The following is a 22327-nucleotide window of genomic DNA, read 5'->3' as shown; positions in this document are numbered from 1 at the left end:
CCTCCCCTCGTTGGGGAATAGGACGTGAAATCGCACCGATCAGGCGGTGCGGAACGACGCCACCGCGTCCCGCAGCACCTGTGCCTGTTCTTCCAGCGACAGCGCAGCGGCCGCAGCCTGCTCCACCAGCGCGGCGTTCTGCTGCGTCACCTCGTCCATCTGGTTCACGGCCTGGTTCACCTGCTCGATGCCGGAGCTTTGTTCTTCCGAGGCCGAGCTGATCTCGCCCATGATGTCGGTCACGCGCTTGACGGCGATCACCACCTCGTCGATCACGCTGCCGGCTTCGGCTACCAGCGTGGTGCCGTTTTCTACGCGGCCAACCGAATCGCCGATGAGTTCCTTGATCTCCTTGGCGGCCCCCGCCGAGCGCTGCGCCAGGTTGCGCACCTCGCCGGCCACCACGGCAAAGCCGCGGCCCTGTTCGCCGGCGCGCGCGGCCTCGACCGCGGCATTGAGCGCCAGGATGTTCGTCTGGAACGCGATGCCTTCGATCACGCCGATGATGTCGGCAATCTTCTTGCTGCTTTCGTTGATGCCGGCCATGGTGTCGATCACACGGCCGACCACCTCGCCGCCCTTGGTCGCGATGTCCGACGCGTTGACGGCCAACGTGCTCGCCTGGCGCGCGTTGTCGGCGTTCTGACGCACGATGCTCGTCAGCTCTTCCATGCTCGACGCGGTTTCCTCCAGCGACGAAGCCTGCTCTTCCGTGCGTTGCGACAGATCGGCATTGCCAGCGGCGATCTGCTTGGTGGCACTCGCAATCGAATCCGCCGACGTCTTGATATGGCCGATGGTGCCGGTCAGTTGCTGTTGCATCTGCGCCATGGCGACCAGCATGCTGTCGCGGTCGCCGGCGCGGGTTTGCACGTGCACGGCGAGGTCACCGCCGGCAATGCGGCGTGCCATCTCGGCGGCGTAGCTCGGTTCGCCGCCCAGCCCGCGCTGCACGTTGCGAATGATGAGCGACATCGCCAGCGACACCGCGCCGCCCACCAGCAGAATGACGATCAGATTGGCGATGAGCGAATGGCGGTACGCCGCATCCACTTCCTGCAGAAAGACGGCGCTGGAGATGTTCCAGTCCCACGGCACAAAGTGCTTCACGTAGCCGATCTTCGGCAATGCGGTCTCGCTGCCGGGCAGGCGGCCCTGGTATTCGGCAAAGCCGAACCCCTTGTCTTTGGCGGCGTTGACGATGGTCGGGTAGACCGGTTTGCCGGTCGGGTCCTTGAAGCCCGCGGTGCTCTTGCCGACCATGTCCGCCAGCGTCGGGTGCATCAGCAGGATGAACTGCGAATCGACCACGAATAGATAGCCGGTGGAGCCGAAGCGCATCGAGGCCAGCGTCGACAGCGCGGCTTTCTTGGCGTCGGCTTCGCTCATGGCGCCCGATTGCGCGCGGCCGTGATACAGCTTGGCGATGCCCTCGGCGGCGTCCACCAGGTTTTGCAGGCCGACTTTGCGCTCGTCAAGCATGGTCGCGCGGGTCTCCATCGCGCTCCAGATGCCGACGCCGATCAGCCCCAGCCACATCAGGCCCAACGCAAGACGCAGCTTTGCTTTGAGTGTCCACTGTCGCATGTCGCGTTTTCTCCACTTATTGTTTGACGTCTCCCCAACGGTGTAACGGCGGTGGAGTGGTCTTCTTTAATGGAGACACCGTGCGCGCAGTGTGCGGATTTCCGCAAAAAGAAGGCGCCGGCTTGCACCGGCGCCCGAAGAGACGGCACCCACCCACAAGGAGGGGGCGCCGCCGCGCGTTGGGATATTTCGCTAGGTTTTGCTATCAGCTGGCGATCATTGCTCTCGAACCCACGTTTGCGTGCGGCCCAGCAGGCTGATGCCCAGGAAGCCGCGCACATTCAGTTTCTGACCGTCTTCCGACAGCGACATCTTGGCGCTGTAGACCTTGCCGTTTTCCGGGTCCAGGATCTGACCGCCATCCCAGTTGTTGTTGCCGTCCGCCTTCAGACCCGTGAGGATCGTCAGGCCCTTGATCGGCTGGTCTTTGCGGTCGTCCGTGCACTTGGTGCAGGTCTTGTTCTCGTCGCCGGGTACCAGGATCTTGCTGACCTTGCCCGAGAACGTGCCGCCGTTATCGACGATCGTCACTTCGCCTTTCTGTTTGCCTGTGTTGTCATCGATGGTCTTCCAGATGCCGGCGGGGCTGACTTGCGCGAAAGCGCTGCCGGCGGCCAGTGCGAGTGCCAGTGCGCCAGCCAGGCGCGCGAGAGCGTGGGGGGTATGTTTCATTGTGGAGTCTCCTTGTTGTCAGTCAAAAAAATCGGTGAGGGCTGATCGATGATGTCGGCGCAGGGATCAATGCGCGCTCAACGCACCGGTCAGGGGTGACAGCGGATTGCTGCCAGAGGTGCCGGCGGCGTTCGTGACGCCACCCAGCGCATTCGTGATCGGAGCGAGCGGGTTGCCGCTGCCGGCTGCGCCGCTCAGTGCGCTCGTTACCGGTGCCAGCGGATTGCTTCCGCCGCCGAGGCCACCACCGAGCGCGCCCGTGATCGGCGCCAGCGGATTCGCCGAGCCGCCGCTACCGCCATTGACCAGGCCCCCGGTGCTGGCCACCGTGCCCCCGACGGCGCCGACCACACCGCCAACGTCTGCCGTGAGCGGGTTGCCGCCGGCCGCGCCGACTTGCGCCCCCGCGCTCTGCAGGCCGCCGCCAACCGTGTTGAGTGCACCGGCCAGCGGGCCACCGAGCATGGTCGTGCTGCCGACCGTCTGCGTGCCCTTCACCACTTGCGACGACAGCGGCACGATCGCGTTGCTGGTCTGCTGCGTGATCTGCTGGACGGGGCCGCTCGACGTGCCAATCGTGACGAGCCCGCCAGCACCCTGCATCACCTGACCCAGCGCAGACACACCGCTGCCCACCGGCGACGTCACCGGATTCAACGGCGCCAGCGGGCTACCAGCGGCACCCAGATCCGAGACGGTCTGGCCCGCGTTGCCCACCGTCACCCCGGCGGAGCGGATCACGTCACCCGAGCTCTGCACCGTGGTGCCGACCGGGTCGGGCGTCGAGCCGATCTTGCCGAGCCCGTTGCTGATGCCGCCGCCCAATGTTTGGACCGTATTGCCGGCGGACGTGACCGTCGCACCCAGATCCTTCTGCGCCGCCGTGCCGCCGATGACGGGCACCGACGCCGTGCCAATCGTCGTGCCAAGGTCGCTGACGGTCTTGCCCGTCTGCGTGACGACGTTGCCGCCGCCACCGGCGACGTTGCCGACCGGCACAGCGCCTGGATCGTTGTTGGCCGACGACGAGGGCGTCGTATCACCGTTCGGGTTGCCGCCCGAAGCGCAACCGGCCAGCGTTAGCACGGCTACTGCAGCTGCTGCCAGCAGGGTGCGCGACGCCGAAGCGGCGGACAACGAAGCGGAAGAAGAAGTGTGGAGCGGGTTCTGAATTTTCATGGTGAGTCTCCTTGTAAGCGCGGCCCGTACCGCGTGTCACCGCCGGGTCAGAAGAACGCGCATCTGGCGTCCAGCGGGTAGCATCCGCCTGCGTTTGCTGTCGAATGCAAAGAAAGTTCTACAGAGCAGTGGCTAGTGATGCACGCCGGATGTCACACCCGACAGCACACCGCCAACCAACCCGCCCACCGTTGTACCGACGCTGCCCAATCCGCCGGTACCACCACCGCCGGCTACGCCAACGGAACCAAGCGCACCGACACCAGGCAGCCCCGCCGTCAGCGAACCGACTGCCGTCGTGACCGGCGCCAGCGCACCACCGAGCGCACCGGTCAGCGCGCTACCCGGCGCACTGCCTGCGGTAGACGGCGCCGCCGGCGAGACCATCGTCGACAACCCGGTGGTGAGCGAACCGAGCGCACCGACCGTGTTGCCCAACGTCGACACCAGCGCATCACCCTTGCCGGCCGTCGTGATCGTGCTGCCCGCGCCGCCAAGCGCGCCGCCCAGCGTCGCCAGCACGTTGCTCACCGGCGCACCAAGGCCCGTCGCCGCGCCCAGCGTTTGTGTGGTCGAAGTCAGCGTGCTGGTGAGCGGCACGATGGCGGTGATGGTGGTGGTCGTCACCTGCTCGACGGGGCCGGTCAGCGTCGCGATGGGCGTGCCGCCGGTCGAGCCTGTGCCACCCGTTGCATTGCTGCCGTTGTCGTTCGACCACGTGGGCGAGCTCGATGCCGCGATCGCCGGCTTGGATTGCGAATCGCTGCCGCCGCCAAGCGACGTACCCATGTCGCCGCTGCCCGAATTCGCGCAGCCCGCCAGCATGGCGAGCGATGCCGTCGCCAGCACGCACTGCAGGAACACTCCGCGCTTCGGCGGATTCGATTTCGACAAGAACGCTAGATCGCGCATCTTGTGCCTCCACTACTCAGAACAGAACGCTTGTGTTGGACCCCTTCTGTCTTGCGCTCTTTGCTCGTCGGGTTTGTCGTCGCCAGGCTGTGGGGTTGGCGACGACCTCCCTGTCTTGTCACGGGCCACGCGCAGGTCCGTGCCACACCGCGCGATCGATGCCGTGCTCATGTGGTGAGCGGATCGTGAAGTGAAACCGAATGGCATGACAATCAGCGTCAACCTGACACCCAGATATGCGGTTGCAGCAATTCACGAACTTGATTCCGAATAAAACGACACTGGAAGCCAATCTTTGGGCAGAAAAGCCGCAGCAAAAATGGCCGATGGATCGCCGTAGAACAATCCTTCTATCGTCGTAAAACAGCCTCGTTTCAAACGCGGTTGCGTGAAGTTTTCAGCGGTTGCTGAGCAGGGTTTTCCCGCGATTGGCGATCCGTTTCGCACAGCGCATGTCGCGATCGCACGGTCGTGCTCACCCGCAGTTCGGCATCGTCACGCCCGGGGGGCGGTGTCGCATGCATCGACACCAACATCGCGCGCGTCGATGCGATTCGCGCGCGCATGCATCGATGCGTCGACTCTCTCGCTAACACGTCGCGCATCGGATGCGCGGCACGCGACTTGCGGTACCTGCATGCACGCTGTTGACCATCGCAATCGCATCGACTTCGCGCGGTGCGCATCGACGGTGTTCGAGATGCGTGTCAGCAGCGTCATCGACACGTTCAACATGTCGATGCGCATGTGTCGAGCGCATCGATTGCGTGCGTATCGACGTGTTGAGCGCGAAAAATTCGCGCGCGTTGTCGCATCTACGCATCGTTTTTTTCGACATGCATCGCGCAGCTCGCACGTCGGTGCGCACGACGATGCCGAATGCGCGCGAGGCGCGTGCGTGTGTTCACGATGCACACGCGCACAACATCGCGTGTTGCTGTAAACCGGCATGACCACTGGGTTTGCGGGGCGCGTGTGTCAACGTGGAGCAACGCCGTAACGTGATGTCACGACGCAAGAAAATGCGCATTCGCGAGATCGATCTGCGTGCATGCGCGATTCGAATCGCAGCGACGCACAGACGCAGCGCAATCCTTCACCAAAACTCACCGCGCTTTTTGCATAAATCTCTTAACATCACCGCGCAAACGAATTATGATTCGCCTTGACAAGACGTTGACTTCGATGCAAGGAAGCTTCGCGCGATCAACGACGATGAAGTTCCAAGCGGCAAGTGAAAGGTAGTCGAGGAGCGTAACCACTTTGATGCACGCCACGCCGACAAGGCTGTTCGAACTCGGTGCCGTCTCTGCGATCCCCCCGTCGGGATGGGCGTACTACCCCCAAAAGAAAACGCGCGCTCTCCAGTTTCTCGCTGTCTGTAAAGTCACGCTGCACGCGGCTTTGCGGTCCACGCAGCGATTCGCGCAAGATCAGATTTCGACCGGTGTGGCCACGATGCCCCGGTCCTCTCAATTGATGAAGACTCGCCGGATGCAATCTGTCTGGCCGACTGCGGTTACGCCTGTGTGCGCAACCGAGGCGTGTAACTTGCTGCGTGTTTCCGCCGCGCAAGTCGCAGATCTTCCTACCGAATTCATTAGCGTGCGACTGCCGTTGGGTGGTGCGCCGATGAATCGCTCGCTCGGTTGGTCTGGCGGTGCCAATGCATCGTGGGATCGGGCCGGTCGGGTTGCTCAATCTCGATAGTTCGATACCCAATCTTGAAGGAGTTTCCCATGGCAACTGCTGCTAAGAAGAAACCGGCCGCCAAGGCCCCGGCCAAGAAGGCCGCTGTGAAGAAGGCTCCGGCCGCCAAGAAGGCTGCTGCAAAGAAGGCTGCTCCGGCCGCTAAGAAGGCACCTGCCAAGAAGGTCGCAGCTAAGAAAGTTGCAGCCAAGAAGGCACCTGCCAAGAAGGCCGCAGTGAAGAAGGTTGCAGCCAAGAAGGCTCCGGCCAAGAAAGCTGCAGTGAAGAAGGTTGCAGCCAAGAAGGCCCCGGCCAAGAAAGCCGCAGTGAAGAAGGTTGCAGCCAAGAAGGCCCCGGCCAAGAAAGCTGCAGTGAAGAAGGTTGCAGCCAAGAAGGCTCCGGCTGCGAAGAAGGCTGCTGCTAAGCCTGCTGCGAAGAAGGCTGCCGCCAAAAAGGCCCCGGCTGCGAAGAAGGCTGCTGCCAAGCCTGCTGCGAAGAAGGCCCCCGCGAAGAAGGCTGTTGCCAAGCCCGCTGCTGCTCCGGCCGCTGCACCTGCTGCACCTGCTGCCAAGACCGCGCTGAACCCGGCTGCGGCATGGCCGTTCCCGACCGGCAACCGTCCGTAAGTCATTCTTACGACGGTAATCCTCCGGGACCACAGCGGCGCGCAAGTCGCGCCCACCTGATCGGATACTGCGTATCCGGTCCGCAAGACCTCAGCGTCTTGCACCGCCCGCCGATCGGCTCACGCCCCGGCGGGCTTTTTCTTGCCCGAGCGTCGCGCATACGTTTCTCGCAGGCAAAAAAAAACCGCACCGGCACGATGCCGATGCGGTGTTTCCGATAACCCCCCGGCCTATCGGCCGAGCGTTGTCGATCAGTGCGTCACGCGCGTCACGCCGCCCGATGACAGCAGACGCACTCGCTCGCCAGGTCGGAAAGCCTCGTCCGCGTCTTGCGTGATCGCGCGGTACTCGCCGTTGTCGAGCTTGACCGTGATTTCCAGACCCGGACGCTTGTTCATCTGACCCTCGAGCGCGCTGCCTGCAACGCCACCGAGAATCGCACCGAGCACACCCGCCGCCACCGAGCCGTTGCCGCGCCCGATGGCTGCCGCCGAACCGATGCCGCCGATCGCGCCGCCAGCAATGGTGCCAACGCCGGTCTGCTCACGGTCGATCACGACATTGCGCACGGAATCCACCGTACCGAAGCGCACGGTCTGCTCGCGCTGCGCCTGTCCCGAGCTGTAAGCGCTGTTGGAGTTGGTGCCCATGGCGCAGCCTTGCAGGCCAAGGGCGGCGACCAGCAGAGTCGCGGCGCCGATGCGATAGATGGGTTTCATGTTGATTCCTTATTGATACCGGTACCCGAAAGCGGATTCAAAGCGCCGGGCAATCTCGTCGACGGGCAGGCCGTGATTCTGCGGGCCTTGGCAAGCGATCTTGAGTGAGCCCATCAGGCTGGCGAGGCGGCCGGTGGTGTCCCAGTCCAGGCCGTTCTCGATGCCGTAAAGCAGGCCGCCGCGGAACGCGTCGCCGCAGCCGGTCGGGTCGACCACGCGTTCGGCCGGCACGACCGGAATAGTGTACTGCTTGCCGCCGGCGTAAATCTCCGCCCCTTCTTCCCCGCGCGTGACGATGTAAGCCTCGACGCGCTGCGCAAGTTCTGCCGCACTGTAGCCCGTGCGTGACAGCATGACCTGCGCTTCGTAGTCATTGACCACCACGTAGCTGGCGAGTTCAACGAAGTGGCGGAGGTCGGCGCCGTCAAACAGCGGCATTGCCTGGCCCAGATCAAAGATAAAAGGCACGCCGGATTCGGCAAATTGCGTCGCGTGGTGCAGCATGCCTTCGCGGCTGTCGGGGCCAACGAGGCCGAGCCTGGCCGGCAGCGCATTCTTGACCGAATTGATGCTCGAATGGCTCATCGCACCTGGGTGAAACGCGGTGATCTGGTTGTTGTCTCGGTCGGTCGTGATCATCGCTTGCGCGGTGAACGTGTCCGGAACCTCCGTGACATGCGTTGTCGAGATACCGAGCTTCTTCAGGTAGTCCAGGTACGGACCCGCATCCTGGCCGACTGTGCCCATGATGATGGGTTCGCCGCCGAGCAGCTTCAGCGTGTAGGCGATGTTGCCTGCGCAGCCACCGAACTCCCGGCGCATGGTTGGCACCAGAAAGGAAACGTTCAGGATGTGGATCTTGTCGGGCAGGATGTGTTCGCGGAAGTGTCCGTCGAACGTCATGATGGTGTCGTAGGCAACCGAGCCGCAGATCACGCTGGCCATATTGAAGCACTCCAGATATGACACGGCCGCCCAGTGGACGGCCGTGTGATGAACGAGAGACCGAAAGCCGGTCTCGATGCAATCAGTTCAGCTTACTTCAGCGCAGCCAGGGCGGCGTCGTAGTTCGGCTCGTCCTTGATTTCCGGCACGAGTTGCGAATACAGAACGTTGTCGTTGGCGTCGAGCACAACTACGGCACGCGCGGTCACGCCAGCCAGCGGGCCCGACGTGATGTCGACGCCGTAGGCTTGCTTGAAACCCTTGTCGCGGAAGGTCGACAGCGGCTTCACATTCGCGATGCCTTCGGTGGTGCAGAAGCGGCCGGCCGCGAACGGCAGGTCAGCGGAGATGGAGAGGACGACGGTGTTGTCCAGCTTGGCAGCGGCTTCGTTGAACTTGCGCGTCGAGGTGGCGCACACCGGGGTGTCCAGGCTCGGCACGATGTTCAGGACCTTGCGCTTGCCGGCGAAGTCAGCGAGCGAGACGTCTTTCAGGTCTGCGCCGACCAGCGTGAATGCCGGGGCCTTCGAGCCTGCGGTCGGGAATTGGCCGCCGACTTCGATCGGGTTGCCGCCAAGGGTCACGTTTGCCATGGTGTTACTCCTTCCTTTGATACGTGTTGGGGAAAAGCCGCTAACAGGACCCTCCTGGCATCTGCGTCGGCACGCTTGGCCGGCAGGGTCTTGTTAGCGGCTCTAAGCCAGGGGTGAAGATTCAGGGGTAAAAAATCAGGACCCGGTAATTGGCCGTCGGGCGCTGGGACTGGAATCGTACCCGAATCGGTAGTTCGGCGCGGGCGGGCAGCCCTGACTTGCCGTATGCACTGTCGCTCGGGTTCAGGTAGTCGGCAGGTAGCAGCGCACGGCGCGAGAGCAGTTGGTCTTGCAGGTCGGTCGTGATCAGCTCGATGGCCGGCAGGGCGATGGGGCCGCCGGCGCGGTTGCGCAACGTAGCCGTCAGCACGTACTGGTCGGATGCATCGCCTTCTTGCCGCTGCAGTTGCGACGATTCGATCTGCAATGCATCGAGATCACGCGGCGGCGCGATCGTGCAGTGCAGTGGCTGGCACAGAGCCTCCAACATCGGGCGTGTGGAGGGCGCGCGGCGAGCGATTTCGGCGCGCGCAAGGAAGAGCAACTGCGCCACCGCCAGCATCGTCAGCAAGCCGATCGCGATGCGCGCGAGGGCACGGCGTCCGGTCGTTTTACGCGCCTGCTCGCGAGCTTGCGCGGCACGCAGGAAATCCAGCGTCGCGGCAGAGACACCATGATTCGGCCCACGCACCTTGCGCGGGGCGCCGGTCAGCGTGCGTTGCGGCGTCGGGCCGGTCGGCTCGGCTTGCGAGCGACGTCCGTGACCATGGCGGCGCGGCACCGGCGCAAAAAGCGTGTGCGGATCGGTTTCGTGGCGCATCCAGACCGAATCGTGCTTCTCGGCCTCGGGCTTCAGGGGTGCGACAGCTGCCGGCGCAGACGCGGTCACCACCGGAGCCGCCGTGGGCGCGATGGCCGGCTCTACCGGCAGGTCTGCCGACGGCTGCTTGGGCACGGCGGCGGCGAATGCGTCTTCCTCGTCATCAAGGTCGCGGATGGGCGGCAGACCGTGAAACGGATCGGCGGGAGCGACGGACGCGGCGGGCGGTTCGGGTTGCGGTGCCTGCTGCGCGGGCTCGGTGGCAGGCTCGGCAGCGTGCTCGATCGGCGCCTCGTCCGGTAGCGGGCGCGTGTCCGGCGCGGTTGAGTGCACGTCGGGCACGGGTGTTGCGCCTTCAACTTCCCCCAGATGCACTTCCGCGACGCCTTCTTCCGGAACGTCTTCTTCCCAGATCAGCGTCATGCCGAAGCCGTGATCGTCCTCTTGGGCAGGTGATGTCGCGGGCGTTTCCGGTTCAGGGGTGACGAGCGTTGAGAGCGGCGCTACGCGAGCGGTGTGTTCGGGCGATTGCTGTGGCTGCGGTGCTTCGGCGAGTGGCGCCGCAGGCGTGGGCGCCACGCCAAGCTCGATCAGATGATCGCGGCCATCGAATACGTGATTGCAGCGGCCGCAACGGACGAGCCCGCCGCGCAGCCGAAGCTGATCGGCGACAACGCGGAATGCGGTTTGGCAGTTGGGACAGCGAGCAGCCAAACGTGGTGCAGCTTGTGGCGCAGTTGCCATGCGGGACGAGGAGAAAAAAGCCGACCGCGCGAGTATTGCAGACAGCGGCGCCAGCGTCGACCTTTGCAGGCGACACTGGCGCGCAATACCTTGAATTTACGCGGGTTTCACACCGTGCAGGCAGACCCAGCCGTCACGTGAACGCCAGACGGTAAGCGGAATGGCCGAGGCATACGCGGCAGCCACTTCTTCGGCTTGGCGCTCGAGCACGCCCGACAGAATCAGCCGGCCGCCCGGGCGCACGCGCGCGCACAACATCGCTGCCATCAGCTTGAGCGGGTTCGACAGAATGTTGGCGACGACCAGATCGAACGTACCTTCCGGTGCGTCGTCGGGCAGAGCGAAGGTGGCTTCGACGTGGTTGCGCTCGGCGTTGTAGCGCGAGGCTTCCACCGCGTTCGGATCGATATCGACACCGACGGTTTCACCGGCGCCGAGCTTCTTGGCGACGATGGCCAGGATGCCCGAGCCGCAGCCGTAGTCGAGCGTGCGTTCGCCGGGTTGCACGTGCTGCTCCAGCCATTCCATGCACAGGCGCGTGGTCGGGTGGCTGCCCGTGCCGAAGGCGAGGCCCGGGTCGAGCTCGAGCACCACGGCGTCGGGCTCCGGTGCGTCGTGCCACGACGGCACGACCCAGATGTGCTCACCAATATGAATGGGCTCGAACTGCGATTGCGTGACGCGAACCCAGTCCTGCTCTTCGACTTCGCGCACGGTGTACGCAGGCAGCGGCGTCAGGTTGATCTCGTTGGCCGCGGCCGCCACCAGCAGTGCCGGGTCGGCATCGTCAGCGAGGAGCGCAACCACGCGCGAGCGATTCCACGCCAGGCGTGTTGGCTCGTGACCGGGCTCGCCAAAGAGCGGCTGCTCTTCGGGCGTGTCGGCATCGGCGTCTTCCACCGAAACCGACAGCGCGCCGAGATCAAACAGTGCTTCGGACAACGCTTCGGCGTCGTCCCGCGACACTTCGAGCACGCATTCGCGGTACGTCACTTGCCGCCACCCTTGGCTACTTCCTGTTGCGCCAGACGGTGCTCCAGGTAGTGGATGTCGGTGCCGCCTTCAACGAAGTTGGCGTCGAGCATCAGGTCGCGGTGCAGCGGCACGTTGGTCTGGATACCTTCCACCACCATTTCCGACAGGGCGATACGCATGCGGGCGATGGCCTGCTCGCGTGTAGCGCCGTACGTGATGACCTTGCCGATCATCGAGTCGTAGTTAGGCGGCACGAAGTAACCGTTGTAAGCATGCGAGTCCACGCGGACGCCCGGACCGCCCGGCACGTGCCAAGACGTGATGCGACCCGGCGACGGCGTGAACTTGAACGGATCTTCTGCGTTGATGCGGCACTCGATGGCGTGGCCCTTGAGCACGATGTCCTTCTGGCGGAAGCGCAGCTTTTCGCCGGCCGCCACACGGATCTGCTCCTGCACGATGTCGACGCCCGTGATCATTTCCGTGACCGGATGTTCGACCTGCACGCGCGTGTTCATTTCGATGAAATAGAACTCGCCGTTTTCGTACAGGAATTCGAACGTGCCGGCGCCACGGTAGCCGATCTTCTTGCAGGCCTCGGCGCAGCGGTCACCAATGCGCTCGATCAGGCGGCGCGGAATGTGCGGTGCCGGCGCTTCTTCGATCACCTTCTGGTGGCGGCGCTGCATGGAGCAATCACGCTCGCCCAGCCAGACGGCGTTGCGGTGCTGGTCGGCCAGGATCTGGATCTCCACGTGGCGCGGATGCTCCAGGAACTTCTCCATATAGACTTCCGGATTGCCGAAGGCACGGCCGGCTTCTTCGCGCGTCATGTTGACGGCGTTAATCAGCGCAGCCTCGGTGTGAACCACGCGCATGCCGCGGCCACCGCCGCCGCCAGCCGCCTTGATGATCACCGGATAGCCGACCTTCTTGGCCGTTGCCAGAATTTCCTTCGGATCTTCCGACAGGGCACCTTCCGAGCCCGGCACGCACGGTACGCCGGACTTGATCATCGCCTGCTTGGCCGACACCTTGTCGCCCATCAGGCGGATCGATTCGGGCGCCGGGCCGATGAAGGTGAAGCCTGATTGCTCCACGCGCTCGGCAAAGTCGGCGTTTTCCGACAGGAAGCCGTAGCCAGGGTGGATTGCCTGGGCGTCGGTAACTTCGGCGGCCGAGATGATGGCCGGCATGTTCAGGTACGACAGCGGCGACGGTGCCGGGCCGATACACACCGCTTCGTCGGCCAGCTTGACGTATTTGGCTTCCTTGTCCGCCTCGGAATAGACCACCACGGTCTTGATGCCGAGTTCGCGGCAGGCGCGCTGGATGCGAAGAGCGATCTCGCCGCGATTCGCGATCAGGATCTTGTCGAACATCGTGTTCTCGCTACAAAAAGGAGAGGCGAGGGCGCTGTGGCTGGGCTGCGCTCAGGCAGCCCTTGTGCGCCGGCTCGCGCTCGGATGCGGCACGCTGCGTGCCGCACGATGAGGGTCGGATGCCGGAAGATCAGCCGATCACGAACAGCGGTTGGCCGTATTCCACAGCCTGGCCGTTCTCGATCAGGATTTCCTTGATAACGCCGGCCTTGTCCGCTTCGATCTCGTTGAGCAGCTTCATCGCTTCGATGATGCAGATCGTCTGACCTTCCTTGACGGTGTCGCCCACCTTGACGAACTCGGCCGCGCCCGGCGACGGCGAGCGATAGAACGTGCCGACCATCGGCGACGTCACGATGTGGCCAGCCGGCAGGGCCGGGGCAGCAGCTTCGGCGCCAACGGCGGCCGGAGCCACTGCGGCGGGTGCGCCCATAGCCGGTGCTGCCTGCATCGGCATCGGCATCGGCGCATATTGCATCGGGGCCACCACTTGCGGCGCCGACTTGACGATGCGGACCTTGCCTTCGCCTTCGGTCACTTCGAGTTCCGAAATGCCCGATTCGGCCACCAGGTCGATCAGCGTTTTCAGCTTGCGCAAATCCATGAACGTTCTCCTGCAGCGTCGGCGGTCTGGGGCAGTGGATGCGCGCGAATGGCTCTTCAGCCGCACATCGGTCAAAAGCGCTCCAGGCGCTGGCGTCGTTGCGTTGGTTAAGTGGTTGAAATAAAAGGAAGAAGACGGCTGATCAGCCGCCGTGTTGGTCTATTGCGAAGTCCAGCGCCGCCAGATAGCCGCGCCAGCCCAATCCGCAAATCACGCCCACCGCCTGGTCCGCCAGATAAGAATGGTGGCGGAACGGCTCACGACGATGCACGTTGGACAGATGCACTTCGATATACGGGATCACCACGCCGGCCAGCGCGTCGCGCAGAGCCACGCTCGTATGCGTGTAGGCGGCCGGATTGATGATGATGAATTCAATGCCTTCGCTTTTGGCAGCGTGGATGCGGTCCACCAGCGCACCTTCATGGTTCGACTGGAAGTGCGCAAGCGTCACGCCGCGCGCCGTGGCGCGTTCGACCAGGGCGGCGTTGATGTCGGCAAGGGTGGTTGCACCATAGACTTCCGGCTCGCGCGTCCCCAGTAAATTGAGGTTCGGGCCGTGCAGTACGAGCACGTTGCGAAGCGCTTTGGCGATGGGTTTATCAGCCACGGTTTTGACCGGTTGAGCGAAGTTGGACGCAATTTACAGCAACTTAGAATGCTTTGTCTAGTTTTTGCTGAAAAACTATCGAGAAATCGGTGTTTTCACCGATCTTGGGCATGCGGTCTACGCATTTGCCGAAGAAGAAGGGGAGTTGCGTGCACATGAACGTCATATGACGTTTTTGTACATTCACGTGCGCTGCAGGGCCTCACGCAATTCGTCAGCATGCACACGACCCATCTTCCGGAAAATGATCTCGCCTTGTGCGTTGAGAATCACAGTGAACGGAAGCCCCCCGACTTCGTTTCCGAACTGGCGGCCCAGCTCCGTGCCGCCAAAGCCCGCAACGGCAATGGGGTATGTGACGTGTACCTTACCCAGAAAAGTCTGGATATTGGACGCCGAGTCGATCCCGATGCCAACGAACTTTGCCTTGGCCTTTTGCTCCTGTGCCAGCGCAGACAGTTCTGGCATTTCCTCCACGCAAGGACCGCACCATGGTGCCCAGAAATTGATCACAACCGGCTGGCCACGAAACGCTGCCAGATCCAGGGGCGCGCCATTGGCGTCTGGAAGCTTGCTGCCGTAGAACGCGGCGACGGCATTGTCAGCCGGCGTTTTGGGCTCAGTGGCGCGATGTCCAAAATAGACGCCCGCCGCCGCGGCAAGCAGGCCGGCAATCCACAGGGCAATCAGTGCGGTACGGCGGGACATGGTTTTGCGGAGGTCTCTATATATACAGAGGCGGAGCGTGCGGGATTGTACTCCTGTCGGCCGATCACCCCTGCGACAGTAGGGCACGCACTGCCGCCGCGTCGCCGCGCTGGGTTTTGCCGGTGGCGTCGGCGCGTCGCGCGCCGCGCACATCGTTCATGTCATATAGGGCGATATGGACGCCGACGGGCGTGCCTGTTTCAGCGCGCAGCTCGCGCGCAAGCTCCCGGGATTCGGCCCCCGCGGGCCACTGGCCGCGCCATAGGAAGCTGAGCGTTTCCACCTCGTCTCGGCCGGCGAAGTGAGCGCTCTCTGTTGTGTCGAAATCCACGCCGGCGTTGAGCAGGAAGATCGCCACGTCCTTCGGGCTGTCGCAGAAGACCTGCAGGTGGATGTCGGAGTGCTCGCTGGCGGTCCCGTTGAAGACTGCGCCCGCCAGGTATGGGTTATGGACTGCCAGCCCTTCCATCAGCAGGAGTGCGATGCGGCGCAGCAACGCCAGCACGCGCGGTTGGGACTCGGCCTGGAACAGCGCCTGGTATTCGCGGACTTCCGTTTCGACCTGTTCGTTGTCCGGCAGCCATTCGCCGGGCGCGCGGGATTCCGTGCCGAGCACTTGGCGCGCGGCCTTGCGCTTGGCTGTAGCGTAGTCAGCGCCGTCTTCCGCGATCATGCGAGCGGCGGTGATGGCGATTTCTTCCCGCACGCGGGCGGGGTCGAGGCTGGGGCGTTTGGGCATGGCTCTATTTTACTGAAGCGCGCAGGCCGGGCCTGAAGCGGCAGGTACAATGCGGCGCAACGAAGTTGAGATGGCTCCCATGCATATCCACATCCTTGGAATCTGCGGCACCTTCATGGGCGGCATTGCCCTGATCGCCCGCCAGGCCGGTCACCGCGTCACCGGCTGCGACGCCAATGTCTACCCGCCGATGAGCACCCAGCTCGAAGCGCAAGGTATCGAGCTGATTGAGGGCTTCGACCCCGAACAGCTCTCCATCGGCGCCGATCTGTACGTCATCGGCAACGTGATTTCCCGCGGCAATCCGCTGATGGAAGCCATCCTGGATCGCAATCTGCCTTACATTTCCGGCCCGCAATGGCTGGGCGACAACGTACTGCGTCAGAAATGGGTGCTTGCTGTGGCAGGCACACATGGCAAAACGACCACCACGTCAATGCTCGCGTGGATTCTGCAGGACGCAGGCTACAACCCAGGGTTCCTTGTGGGCGGTGTGCCGCGCAACTTTGGGCTGTCGGCGCGGCTCACGGAATCCGACTTCTTCGTCATCGAGGCCGACGAGTACGACACGGCCTTCTTCGACAAGCGCAGCAAGTTCGTCCATTACCGTCCCCGTACGGCCATATTGAATAACCTGGAATTCGATCACGCCGACATCTTTCCTGATCTTGCGGCAATCGAAACCCAATTTCACCACCTGGTGCGCACCGTGCCCGGTCAAGGCCGCCTGCTCGTCAATGGTCGCGACGATAGCCTGAAGCGTGTACTTGAGCGCGGATGCTGGTCGGAAGTCGAGCCATTCGGCGCAGAAGACGGCCTCGGTTGGGAGATCGCGAACCTGGGTGAAGACGATAGCTTCGACGTGGTTTTCAACGGCCAACCGCAGGGTCGGGTCCGCTGGGCACTTCAGGGCGATCACAACCGCATGAATGCGCTGGCGGCGATTGCCGCCGCACGTCACGTCGGCGTGCCGCCGGCTCAAGCCATTGAAAGCCTGGCTCGTTTCGAAAATGTGAAACGCCGTATGGAAGTACGTGGCACCGTCAATGACGTGACCGTCTACGACGACTTTGCCCATCATCCCACCGCCATTCGCACGACGATCGAGGGCCTGCGCCGTCGCGTAGGGAAGGGGCGCATTCTCGCGGTACTGGAGCCACGTTCCAACACCATGAAGTTGGGTGTGATGAAACAGGCGCTTCCGGACAGCTTGTCTGGAGCAGATCAAGTCTTCGCTTACGGGGCTGCCGATGGCCGCGACGCAATCGGCTGGGATCTGGCTGGCGCGTTGGCGCCGCTGGGGGACCGCGCGAAAGCATTCTCTGATCTGGCCACTCTCGTCGCAGACGTCATTGCTGCCGCTCGCCCAGGCGACCATGTCCTTGTCATGAGCAACGGCGGATTCGGGGGCGTACATCAGAAGCTGCTGGACGCCTTGGCTGAACGCGTCGGCACAGTCAACTGATCTGTATATGCCGGCATCCATCGTCTATCTGCACGGATTCCGTTCGTCGCCGCGCTCGTTCAAAGCGCAGTTGTTGGGCAAACGCATGACTTCCGTGGGGCTGGCAGATCAATACGTTTGCCCGACATTGCCTGTATCACCGAGCGAGGCGATGGCCGAAACAGAGGCGCTGATCGCTGAGTTGGGTACGCGGGACGGCATCAAGCCTGTGCTTATCGGCTCCTCTCTGGGTGGTTTTTACGCCACTTGGCTGGCTGAGCGGCATGGGCTTCGCGCGGCAATGCTCAATCCCGCTACCCGCCCAGAGCGGGATCTCGCCAAATACGTCGGCGAACAGCCGTTATGGCATGGCGGCGGCACGATTCGTGTTGAGACGCATCACCTTGATGAGCTGCGCGCGCTCGCTGTGCCCGCCGTCACGCAACCAGAGCGCTATTACCTGCTGGCCGCGACCGGGGATGAGGTGCTCGACTATCGCGAAATGCTGGGCCACTTTCCTGGCGCGGTCACCCGCATCATTGAGGGTGGCGACCATGGCATCAGCGATTTCGCCCAGTACATGGACGAAGTGCTCGTCTTCTGCGGCGTTCCCGCCGACCTGTTGGCCGCGCATCCGTTTAGCGCCGCATGACCGATTCTCCGTCTTACCCGCGCAGCCTCTGGCGCAGCGCGTTGCCTCCGGCTGTCGTCTATGACCGGCATTGGGCACGCTGGGCAGTTGGCGCCGACTCGCTGACTGCGCGGCTTCGTGCGGCGTCATCGCGCTTCCGCGTTCAATTGCTGGGCCAGCGCCGCGCGATGCCGCTGCGTGACGAGTGGCGCTCCCTCGGCATGGCAGGCCCAGCTGACACGTTGGTCCGCGAGGTTTTGCTGATCTGCGACGACATCCCGGTGGTCTATGCCCACACCATCGTGCATCCGCGCAGCGTGGCGCTTGACTGGCCGTTCCTGAAAGCACTGGGGACGCAGCCGCTGGGGCACTCGCTGTTTGCCGATCCACGTGTCGAGCGCGGGGGTTTCGAATTCGCCTTGCTGGACGCGCGCCACCCGCTGGTGCGCCGGGCGCATGGGGCGCTAGGCGACGCGCCCGTTGCCGGCACCGCCCGGTTGCCGGCCCGTCGATCGGTGTTCCGGCGTAGAGCGAGCGCGATGCTGGTGACGGAGGTTTTCCTGCCTGCGCTGGCCAACTTCCACCCGCCGCGGTAGGCGTATTTCGCGGGCCGGGCGTTCAGCCAGTGCGGTATCATCGCCCCCAACTTTTTATCGCCGCGTATTACGTTGTGACGTCAGGGTGCGCGGCCATTCCACCTCATTCAAAGCGATGCTCGGTCGTGCGAGTGCCGCAATCCATACAAATCCATGCAGTTGCTGTTTGAAGAAGGCGGCGAGATCCGCGCAGGCACCGTCTTGTCCCAACAGGGCGAGGCCTATCAGGTCGAGTTGCCGAGCGCCAAGCGCACCAAGGTCAAATCGCGCGACGTGTTGCTGCAATTCGCGCAGCCGTCGGCCAGCGAGTTGTCGCAGGCCGCCCAGGCGCTGTCGGCAGAGATCGACCTGGATTTCCTCTGGGAATGCGCTTCGGCCGATGAATTCGGCTTTACCGATCTGGCAGGGGAATATTTTGGCGCCGGCGCCAATGCCACGCAGCAAGCCGCTTTGGCCATCGCGCTGCATGGCTCGCCGATCTACTTCCGCCGCAAGGGCCGCGGCCGCTATCAGCGCGCACCCGAAGATCAGCTGAAAGCCGCGCTCGCGGGCCTGGAGCGCAAGAAGCAGCAAGCCGCACTGCAGGCCGAATACGAGGCCGAGCTGAAGGCGATGCGCCTGCCCGAGGCCTTTCGCGGCAAGACGCTGCAACTGTTGTTCAAGCCCGACAAGAACAGTCTCGAATACAAGGCGCTCGACGCGGCGTGCACGGCACTGGGCCTGTCGCCGATGCGCCTGATGGTGGCGGTGGGCGGCATCGCCAATGCCCGCGCGCTGCACGAGGCGCGCTTTTTGTCGGAATGCTTCCCCAAGGGCACCGGCTTCCCCGACGTGACCGTGCCGGAACCGGCGATGGAGCTGCCGGCCGCCGACGTGCGCGCCTTCTCGATCGACGACGTGACCACCACGGAAATCGACGACGCCATCTCCGTGACCCCGATTGATGACGCCACCGTGCGCATCGGCATCCATATTGCCGCGCCGGGCTTTGGCATCCAGCGCGGCGAACCGTTGGACGTGATTGCACGCCAGCGTTTGTCGACTGTGTATTTCCCCGGTGACAAGATCACGATGCTGCCGGAGTCGGTGGTTGATCGCTACACGCTGCAGGAAGGGCGCGCGTGCCCGGCGCTGTCGCTGTATGCGACGGTCGACCGCGCCACCTGGGCAGTCACCGCCAGCGAAACGCGCTGCGAATCCGTGACCGTGGCCGCCAACCTGCGCCATAACCTGCTCGACGACGTGATCACCGCCGACGCGTTGGCCGATGGCTCGGGCGACTACCCGTTCAAGGCCGAACTGGCGGTGCTGTGGCCGTTTGTGTGCGCCTTGTACGACGGCCGCCAGCAGGCACGCATCGCCAGTGGCTTGAAGCCCGAGGGCGCGCAGAAGGGCGATTATTCGTTCTACATCGATGCGATTCCGGAAGCGGAAGGCGGTGGCGAGCGCGTGCGGATCGAACAGCGCAAGCGAGGCTCGCCGCTAGACAAGATCGTTGCCGAGCTGATGATCCTGGCCAACAGCACGTGGGGCCGCATGCTGGCCGACGCCGGGGTGCCCGGCATCTATCGCACGCAGAAGGCGTGGGGCATGCACCGCACGCGCATGCAGACGTATCCAGCGCCACATGAAGGTCTGGGCGTGGCGCAGTACGCGTGGAGCACCTCGCCGTTGCGCCGCTATGTCGATCTGGTCAACCAGTGGCAGATCGCAGCGGTGGCGCAGCACGGCGTGACGGCCAAGCTGATCGCGCCGTTCAAGCCGAAAGATGCCGACCTGCTGGCAGCCGTGGCCGACTTCGAAGCCACCTACGCTGCCTACGCCGACCACCAGTCGACCATGGAGCGCTACTGGTGCCTGCGCTGGCTCAAGCAGGAAAATCGCACGCGTATGCAGGCAGTGGTGCTCAAGGAAGGCGCCGTGCGCTTCGCCGACATTCCGCTCGTGACGAAGGTGCCGGAACTGGCGCAAACGCCGCGCGGCACGCATGTCGTGCTCGATATCCTGGACACCGACGAGATCAGCCTGGAAGTATCGTGCCGCGTGGTCGAAATCCTTACACCCGCAGCGGACGCACAAGCTGAGGCCGAAGCCATCGAAGAAGAACTGGCCGAGGCAGAGACTGAAGCCGATGTGCCGGCTGAACCACAACCGGCGGCCGATGAGGAAGAGGCTCGCGCAGAAGCCGACGCCGCTGTGGCGCCGCCGCCGCAAGACGGCGAGAGCGGTGGAACGCCTGGCGCTGCATAACTACAATCGCAGTCTGACCTTCATTCTTCGCGCATCGACCAGGAATCGCCCCATGGCCGCCCTTGCAAACCGTCCGGACTGGTCCGGCAGCAGCACGCTCACCAAGGCATTGGTGGTGTCGCTGGCCGTGCATGTTCTGCTGCTGTTCGTGCGTGTGGTGGCCCCCGAAGCGTTCGATATCAAGCGCGAAGATCCGGGCCTGGATGTGGTGCTGGTGAATGCCAAGTCGTCGACGGCGCCGTCCAAGGCGACGGCCGTGGCCCAGGTCAACCTGAACGGAGGTGGCGAATACGATCAACAACGCGCCACCACGCCGCTGCCTGCCGACACCAACGAGCAGACCGGCGATGCCATCAAGCTCACGCAGCGACGCGTTGAATATCTTGAGCAAGAGCAGCGCCGCCTGCTCACGCAATCGACTGACCGCGCACCGCTGGTCAACGATCGTCAGGTCAAGCCCGGCGAGCGTCCGCAGCCATCGCCCACCAATGGCACCGACGACCGCACCACGCAAGATGAAATCGCCCGCCTGCAGGCCGAGATCGACCGCAACCTCGAGAACTACGCCAAGCGCCCGCGCCGCAATGTGCTGACGGCCGCCAGCGCGCGTCAGGTGGATTACGCCCGCTACTACGATTCGGTGCGCCGCAAGATCGAAGCGCGCGGCACCGCCAACTTTCCCAGCCAGAACGGCCGCCCGCTGTACGGCGAGCTGATCGTCGTGATCAGCATCAACCGCGAAGGCCAGCTCGGCTACAACCAAGACGGCTACAAGATCGAAGGCATCGAGATCGCCAAAAGCTCGGGTAACCCCGCGCTGGATCGCCAAGCCGTGGCCATCGTGCGTTCGTCTTCACCGTTTGGCGGCTTCCCGGCCGAGATGCGCAAGCGCGTCGACATTCAGGATGTCGTTGCTACGTTCAAGTTCACCCGCGCAGGCCTGGAAACCCACCTGCAGACCCGCTGATTTCGTCGTCCATGCCGTCGTCGTTTCAAGAGGCCATCCTCGCAGCTGCGAGCGCCCCGCCCACAGATCGTTATGGCGTGATCGGCAACCCGATCTCGCACAGCAAGTCGCCCATCATCCATGCCGCGTTTGCGCAGCAGACGGGGCAGCTCATCCGCTACGACCGCATCTACGCCGAACTGATCGCGTTCGACGAAACGGTGATGAACTTCGTGCGCGAAGGCGGGCGCGGGCTCAACGTGACTGTGCCGTTCAAGCTCGATGCGTATGCCATGTCGACGTCGCTGTCGCTGCGGGCGGAATCGGCCGGTGCGGTCAACACGCTCAAGTTCGATGGCGAAGAGATCTTTGGCGACAACACCGACGGCGTCGGCCTGATGCGCGACATCACCCATAACATCGGGAACTCGTTCGAAGGCGAACGCGTGCTGCTGCTGGGCGCCGGCGGTGCGGCGCGTGGCGTGCTGCTGCCGCTGCTGGAGCACAAGCCCGCGCGCGTGTTCATTGCCAACCGCACGGCGGATCGCGCCAACAAGCTGGTCGAGCGCTTCGAAGTTTCGGCCAAGCTGCACGAGGTCGAGCTCGTGGGCGGCGGCTATGACGAACTTGCTGCGGACGACGTTTTCGACGTCATCATCAACGCTACGGCGAGCAGCCTCCAGGCCGAAGTGCCGCCGATCCCGACCACCGTGTTCGGTCCCAACGCGCTGGCCTACGACATGATGTACGGCCCGCGGCCGACGGTGTTCATGGAGTTCGCCCGGCGCAACGGCGCCCGCGCATGGGACGGTTTGGGCATGCTGGTGGAGCAGGCGGCGGAATCGTTCTTCGTCTGGCGCAACGTGCGTCCGGACACCGCTCCGGTGCTGCTCGCCATGCGCGAGGGGCTGCAAGGCGAAGCCGCCGTCGCGGCGCGCGCGCCTCGCTGAACCGGA

General features: G+C 63.8%; 22 protein-coding genes. 7 read left to right on the top strand and 15 right to left on the bottom strand.

Annotated elements, in window-relative coordinates; translation table 11 throughout:
• Nucleotides 1–39 precede the first annotated feature (39 nt).
• From ACCD03_RS18940 to ACCD03_RS18920, 5 genes are all read right to left on the bottom strand, one after another.
• Nucleotides 40–1587: a methyl-accepting chemotaxis protein gene (locus ACCD03_RS18940; RefSeq protein WP_045204799.1), complete on the bottom strand. Its 1548-nt coding sequence runs from the start codon at nucleotides 1585–1587 to the stop codon at nucleotides 40–42.
• Nucleotides 1588–1803: 216 nt separating this feature from the next.
• Entirely contained in the window at nucleotides 1804–2259 is a 456-nt protein-coding gene (locus tag ACCD03_RS18935; protein WP_413412540.1) for a DUF2147 domain-containing protein, read from the bottom strand.
• Between the two features lie 66 nt (nucleotides 2260–2325).
• Nucleotides 2326–3438: a collagen-like triple helix repeat-containing protein gene (locus tag ACCD03_RS18930; RefSeq protein WP_413412539.1), complete on the bottom strand. Its 1113-nt coding sequence runs from the start codon at nucleotides 3436–3438 to the stop codon at nucleotides 2326–2328.
• A gap of 132 nt (nucleotides 3439–3570) precedes the next feature.
• The gene (locus ACCD03_RS18925; RefSeq protein WP_413412538.1) at nucleotides 3571–4350 is read right to left on the bottom strand and encodes a collagen-like triple helix repeat-containing protein; all 780 of its coding nucleotides are present in this window, start codon (nucleotides 4348–4350) and stop codon (nucleotides 3571–3573) included.
• A gap of 495 nt (nucleotides 4351–4845) precedes the next feature.
• Nucleotides 4846–5097 (bottom strand): hypothetical protein, encoded by a 252-nt coding sequence (locus ACCD03_RS18920; RefSeq protein ID WP_253543033.1) that lies wholly within the window; start codon nucleotides 5095–5097, stop codon nucleotides 4846–4848.
• A gap of 992 nt (nucleotides 5098–6089) precedes the next feature.
• Between ACCD03_RS18920 and ACCD03_RS18915 the strand changes: the two genes are divergently transcribed.
• The gene (locus ACCD03_RS18915; protein WP_045204803.1) at nucleotides 6090–6665 is read left to right on the top strand and encodes a histone H1-like DNA-binding protein; all 576 of its coding nucleotides are present in this window, start codon (nucleotides 6090–6092) and stop codon (nucleotides 6663–6665) included.
• Between the two features lie 251 nt (nucleotides 6666–6916).
• On the opposite strand, the gene ACCD03_RS18910 is transcribed toward ACCD03_RS18915, so the two are convergent.
• From ACCD03_RS18910 to ACCD03_RS18865, 10 genes are all read right to left on the bottom strand, one after another.
• Complete coding sequence (locus tag ACCD03_RS18910; protein ID WP_004632964.1) at nucleotides 6917–7384, bottom strand: hypothetical protein; 468 nt, start codon at nucleotides 7382–7384, stop codon at nucleotides 6917–6919.
• A gap of 9 nt (nucleotides 7385–7393) precedes the next feature.
• Nucleotides 7394–8329 carry a carbohydrate kinase family protein gene (locus ACCD03_RS18905; RefSeq protein WP_413412537.1) on the bottom strand — a complete coding sequence of 312 codons (936 nt, stop codon included), beginning with the start codon at nucleotides 8327–8329 and terminating at the stop codon, nucleotides 7394–7396.
• A gap of 92 nt (nucleotides 8330–8421) precedes the next feature.
• Nucleotides 8422–8922 carry a thiol peroxidase gene (tpx, locus tag ACCD03_RS18900; RefSeq protein WP_024979133.1) on the bottom strand — a complete coding sequence of 167 codons (501 nt, stop codon included), beginning with the start codon at nucleotides 8920–8922 and terminating at the stop codon, nucleotides 8422–8424.
• A 121-nt stretch (nucleotides 8923–9043) separates the two neighbouring features.
• A complete protein-coding gene (locus ACCD03_RS18895; RefSeq protein WP_413412536.1) occupies nucleotides 9044–10486 on the bottom strand; it encodes a DUF3426 domain-containing protein in 1443 nt (480 codons plus the stop codon).
• Nucleotides 10487–10582: 96 nt separating this feature from the next.
• Nucleotides 10583–11479 carry a 50S ribosomal protein L11 methyltransferase gene (prmA, locus tag ACCD03_RS18890; RefSeq protein ID WP_413412535.1) on the bottom strand — a complete coding sequence of 299 codons (897 nt, stop codon included), beginning with the start codon at nucleotides 11477–11479 and terminating at the stop codon, nucleotides 10583–10585.
• Nucleotides 11476–12843, bottom strand: coding sequence for an acetyl-CoA carboxylase biotin carboxylase subunit (gene accC, locus ACCD03_RS18885; RefSeq protein ID WP_325651442.1), 1368 nt, complete (start codon nucleotides 12841–12843; stop codon nucleotides 11476–11478). The genes prmA and accC overlap by 4 nt, the downstream gene beginning before the upstream one ends.
• A 130-nt stretch (nucleotides 12844–12973) precedes the next feature.
• Entirely contained in the window at nucleotides 12974–13447 is a 474-nt protein-coding gene (gene accB / locus ACCD03_RS18880) for an acetyl-CoA carboxylase biotin carboxyl carrier protein (protein WP_413412534.1), read from the bottom strand.
• A gap of 142 nt (nucleotides 13448–13589) precedes the next feature.
• Entirely contained in the window at nucleotides 13590–14057 is a 468-nt protein-coding gene (gene aroQ, locus ACCD03_RS18875; RefSeq protein ID WP_024979128.1) for a type II 3-dehydroquinate dehydratase, read from the bottom strand.
• Nucleotides 14058–14240: 183 nt separating this feature from the next.
• The gene (locus tag ACCD03_RS18870) at nucleotides 14241–14765 is read right to left on the bottom strand and encodes a TlpA family protein disulfide reductase (protein ID WP_413412533.1); all 525 of its coding nucleotides are present in this window, start codon (nucleotides 14763–14765) and stop codon (nucleotides 14241–14243) included.
• Between the two features lie 64 nt (nucleotides 14766–14829).
• Nucleotides 14830–15504: a UDP-N-acetylmuramate--alanine ligase gene (locus tag ACCD03_RS18865; protein ID WP_325651438.1), complete on the bottom strand. Its 675-nt coding sequence runs from the start codon at nucleotides 15502–15504 to the stop codon at nucleotides 14830–14832.
• A 79-nt stretch (nucleotides 15505–15583) separates the two neighbouring features.
• On the opposite strand from ACCD03_RS18865, the gene mpl reads away from it, so the two are divergent.
• The 6 genes from mpl (at nucleotide 15584) to aroE (ending at nucleotide 22321) form a co-directional block, all read left to right on the top strand.
• Nucleotides 15584–16969, top strand: coding sequence for a UDP-N-acetylmuramate:L-alanyl-gamma-D-glutamyl-meso-diaminopimelate ligase (gene mpl, locus ACCD03_RS18860; RefSeq protein WP_325651436.1), 1386 nt, complete (start codon nucleotides 15584–15586; stop codon nucleotides 16967–16969).
• A 7-nt stretch (nucleotides 16970–16976) separates the two neighbouring features.
• Complete coding sequence (locus ACCD03_RS18855) at nucleotides 16977–17600, top strand: YqiA/YcfP family alpha/beta fold hydrolase (RefSeq protein WP_325651434.1); 624 nt, start codon at nucleotides 16977–16979, stop codon at nucleotides 17598–17600.
• Complete coding sequence (locus ACCD03_RS18850) at nucleotides 17597–18175, top strand: chorismate--pyruvate lyase family protein (RefSeq protein WP_325651432.1); 579 nt, start codon at nucleotides 17597–17599, stop codon at nucleotides 18173–18175. Before ACCD03_RS18855 ends, ACCD03_RS18850 begins: the two co-directional genes overlap by 4 nt.
• Before the next feature lie 153 nt (nucleotides 18176–18328).
• Nucleotides 18329–20425 (top strand): ribonuclease catalytic domain-containing protein, encoded by a 2097-nt coding sequence (locus tag ACCD03_RS18845; RefSeq protein WP_325651430.1) that lies wholly within the window; start codon nucleotides 18329–18331, stop codon nucleotides 20423–20425.
• A gap of 52 nt (nucleotides 20426–20477) precedes the next feature.
• Entirely contained in the window at nucleotides 20478–21392 is a 915-nt protein-coding gene (locus tag ACCD03_RS18840) for an energy transducer TonB (RefSeq protein WP_045204815.1), read from the top strand.
• A gap of 11 nt (nucleotides 21393–21403) precedes the next feature.
• Nucleotides 21404–22321: a shikimate dehydrogenase gene (gene aroE / locus ACCD03_RS18835; protein WP_045204816.1), complete on the top strand. Its 918-nt coding sequence runs from the start codon at nucleotides 21404–21406 to the stop codon at nucleotides 22319–22321.
• The last annotated feature ends 6 nt before the right edge of the window (nucleotides 22322–22327 follow it).

It is taken from the genome of Ralstonia sp. Ralssp135, assembly GCF_047304345.1.
In the GTDB taxonomy this organism is placed as follows: domain Bacteria; phylum Pseudomonadota; class Gammaproteobacteria; order Burkholderiales; family Burkholderiaceae; genus Ralstonia; species Ralstonia chuxiongensis.
This window is presented reverse-complemented; position numbering and strand designations above follow the sequence as displayed.

Excerpts from the sequence above, each read along its gene's own strand:
- ACCD03_RS18940 (WP_045204799.1), bottom strand. The coding sequence starts at position 1,587 with ATGCGACAGTGGACACTCAAAGCAAAGCTGCGTCTTGCGTTGGGCCTG.
- ACCD03_RS18935 (WP_413412540.1), bottom strand. The coding sequence starts at position 2,259 with ATGAAACATACCCCCCACGCTCTCGCGCGCCTGGCTGGCGCACTGGCA.
- ACCD03_RS18930 (WP_413412539.1), bottom strand. The coding sequence starts at position 3,438 with ATGAAAATTCAGAACCCGCTCCACACTTCTTCTTCCGCTTCGTTGTCC.
- ACCD03_RS18925 (WP_413412538.1), bottom strand. The coding sequence starts at position 4,350 with ATGCGCGATCTAGCGTTCTTGTCGAAATCGAATCCGCCGAAGCGCGGA.
- ACCD03_RS18920 (WP_253543033.1), bottom strand. The coding sequence starts at position 5,097 with ATGCGCATCGACATGTTGAACGTGTCGATGACGCTGCTGACACGCATC.
- ACCD03_RS18915 (WP_045204803.1), top strand. The coding sequence starts at position 6,090 with ATGGCAACTGCTGCTAAGAAGAAACCGGCCGCCAAGGCCCCGGCCAAG.
- ACCD03_RS18910 (WP_004632964.1), bottom strand. The coding sequence starts at position 7,384 with ATGAAACCCATCTATCGCATCGGCGCCGCGACTCTGCTGGTCGCCGCC.
- ACCD03_RS18905 (WP_413412537.1), bottom strand. The coding sequence starts at position 8,329 with ATGGCCAGCGTGATCTGCGGCTCGGTTGCCTACGACACCATCATGACG.
- tpx (WP_024979133.1), bottom strand. The coding sequence starts at position 8,922 with ATGGCAAACGTGACCCTTGGCGGCAACCCGATCGAAGTCGGCGGCCAA.
- ACCD03_RS18895 (WP_413412536.1), bottom strand. The coding sequence starts at position 10,486 with ATGGCAACTGCGCCACAAGCTGCACCACGTTTGGCTGCTCGCTGTCCC.
- accC (WP_325651442.1), bottom strand. The coding sequence starts at position 12,843 with ATGTTCGACAAGATCCTGATCGCGAATCGCGGCGAGATCGCTCTTCGC.
- accB (WP_413412534.1), bottom strand. The coding sequence starts at position 13,447 with ATGGATTTGCGCAAGCTGAAAACGCTGATCGACCTGGTGGCCGAATCG.
- ACCD03_RS18870 (WP_413412533.1), bottom strand. The coding sequence starts at position 14,765 with ATGTCCCGCCGTACCGCACTGATTGCCCTGTGGATTGCCGGCCTGCTT.
- ACCD03_RS18865 (WP_325651438.1), bottom strand. The coding sequence starts at position 15,504 with ATGCCCAAACGCCCCAGCCTCGACCCCGCCCGCGTGCGGGAAGAAATC.
- mpl (WP_325651436.1), top strand. The coding sequence starts at position 15,584 with ATGCATATCCACATCCTTGGAATCTGCGGCACCTTCATGGGCGGCATT.
- ACCD03_RS18855 (WP_325651434.1), top strand. The coding sequence starts at position 16,977 with ATGCCGGCATCCATCGTCTATCTGCACGGATTCCGTTCGTCGCCGCGC.
- ACCD03_RS18850 (WP_325651432.1), top strand. The coding sequence starts at position 17,597 with ATGACCGATTCTCCGTCTTACCCGCGCAGCCTCTGGCGCAGCGCGTTG.
- ACCD03_RS18845 (WP_325651430.1), top strand. The coding sequence starts at position 18,329 with ATGCAGTTGCTGTTTGAAGAAGGCGGCGAGATCCGCGCAGGCACCGTC.
- ACCD03_RS18840 (WP_045204815.1), top strand. The coding sequence starts at position 20,478 with ATGGCCGCCCTTGCAAACCGTCCGGACTGGTCCGGCAGCAGCACGCTC.
- aroE (WP_045204816.1), top strand. The coding sequence starts at position 21,404 with ATGCCGTCGTCGTTTCAAGAGGCCATCCTCGCAGCTGCGAGCGCCCCG.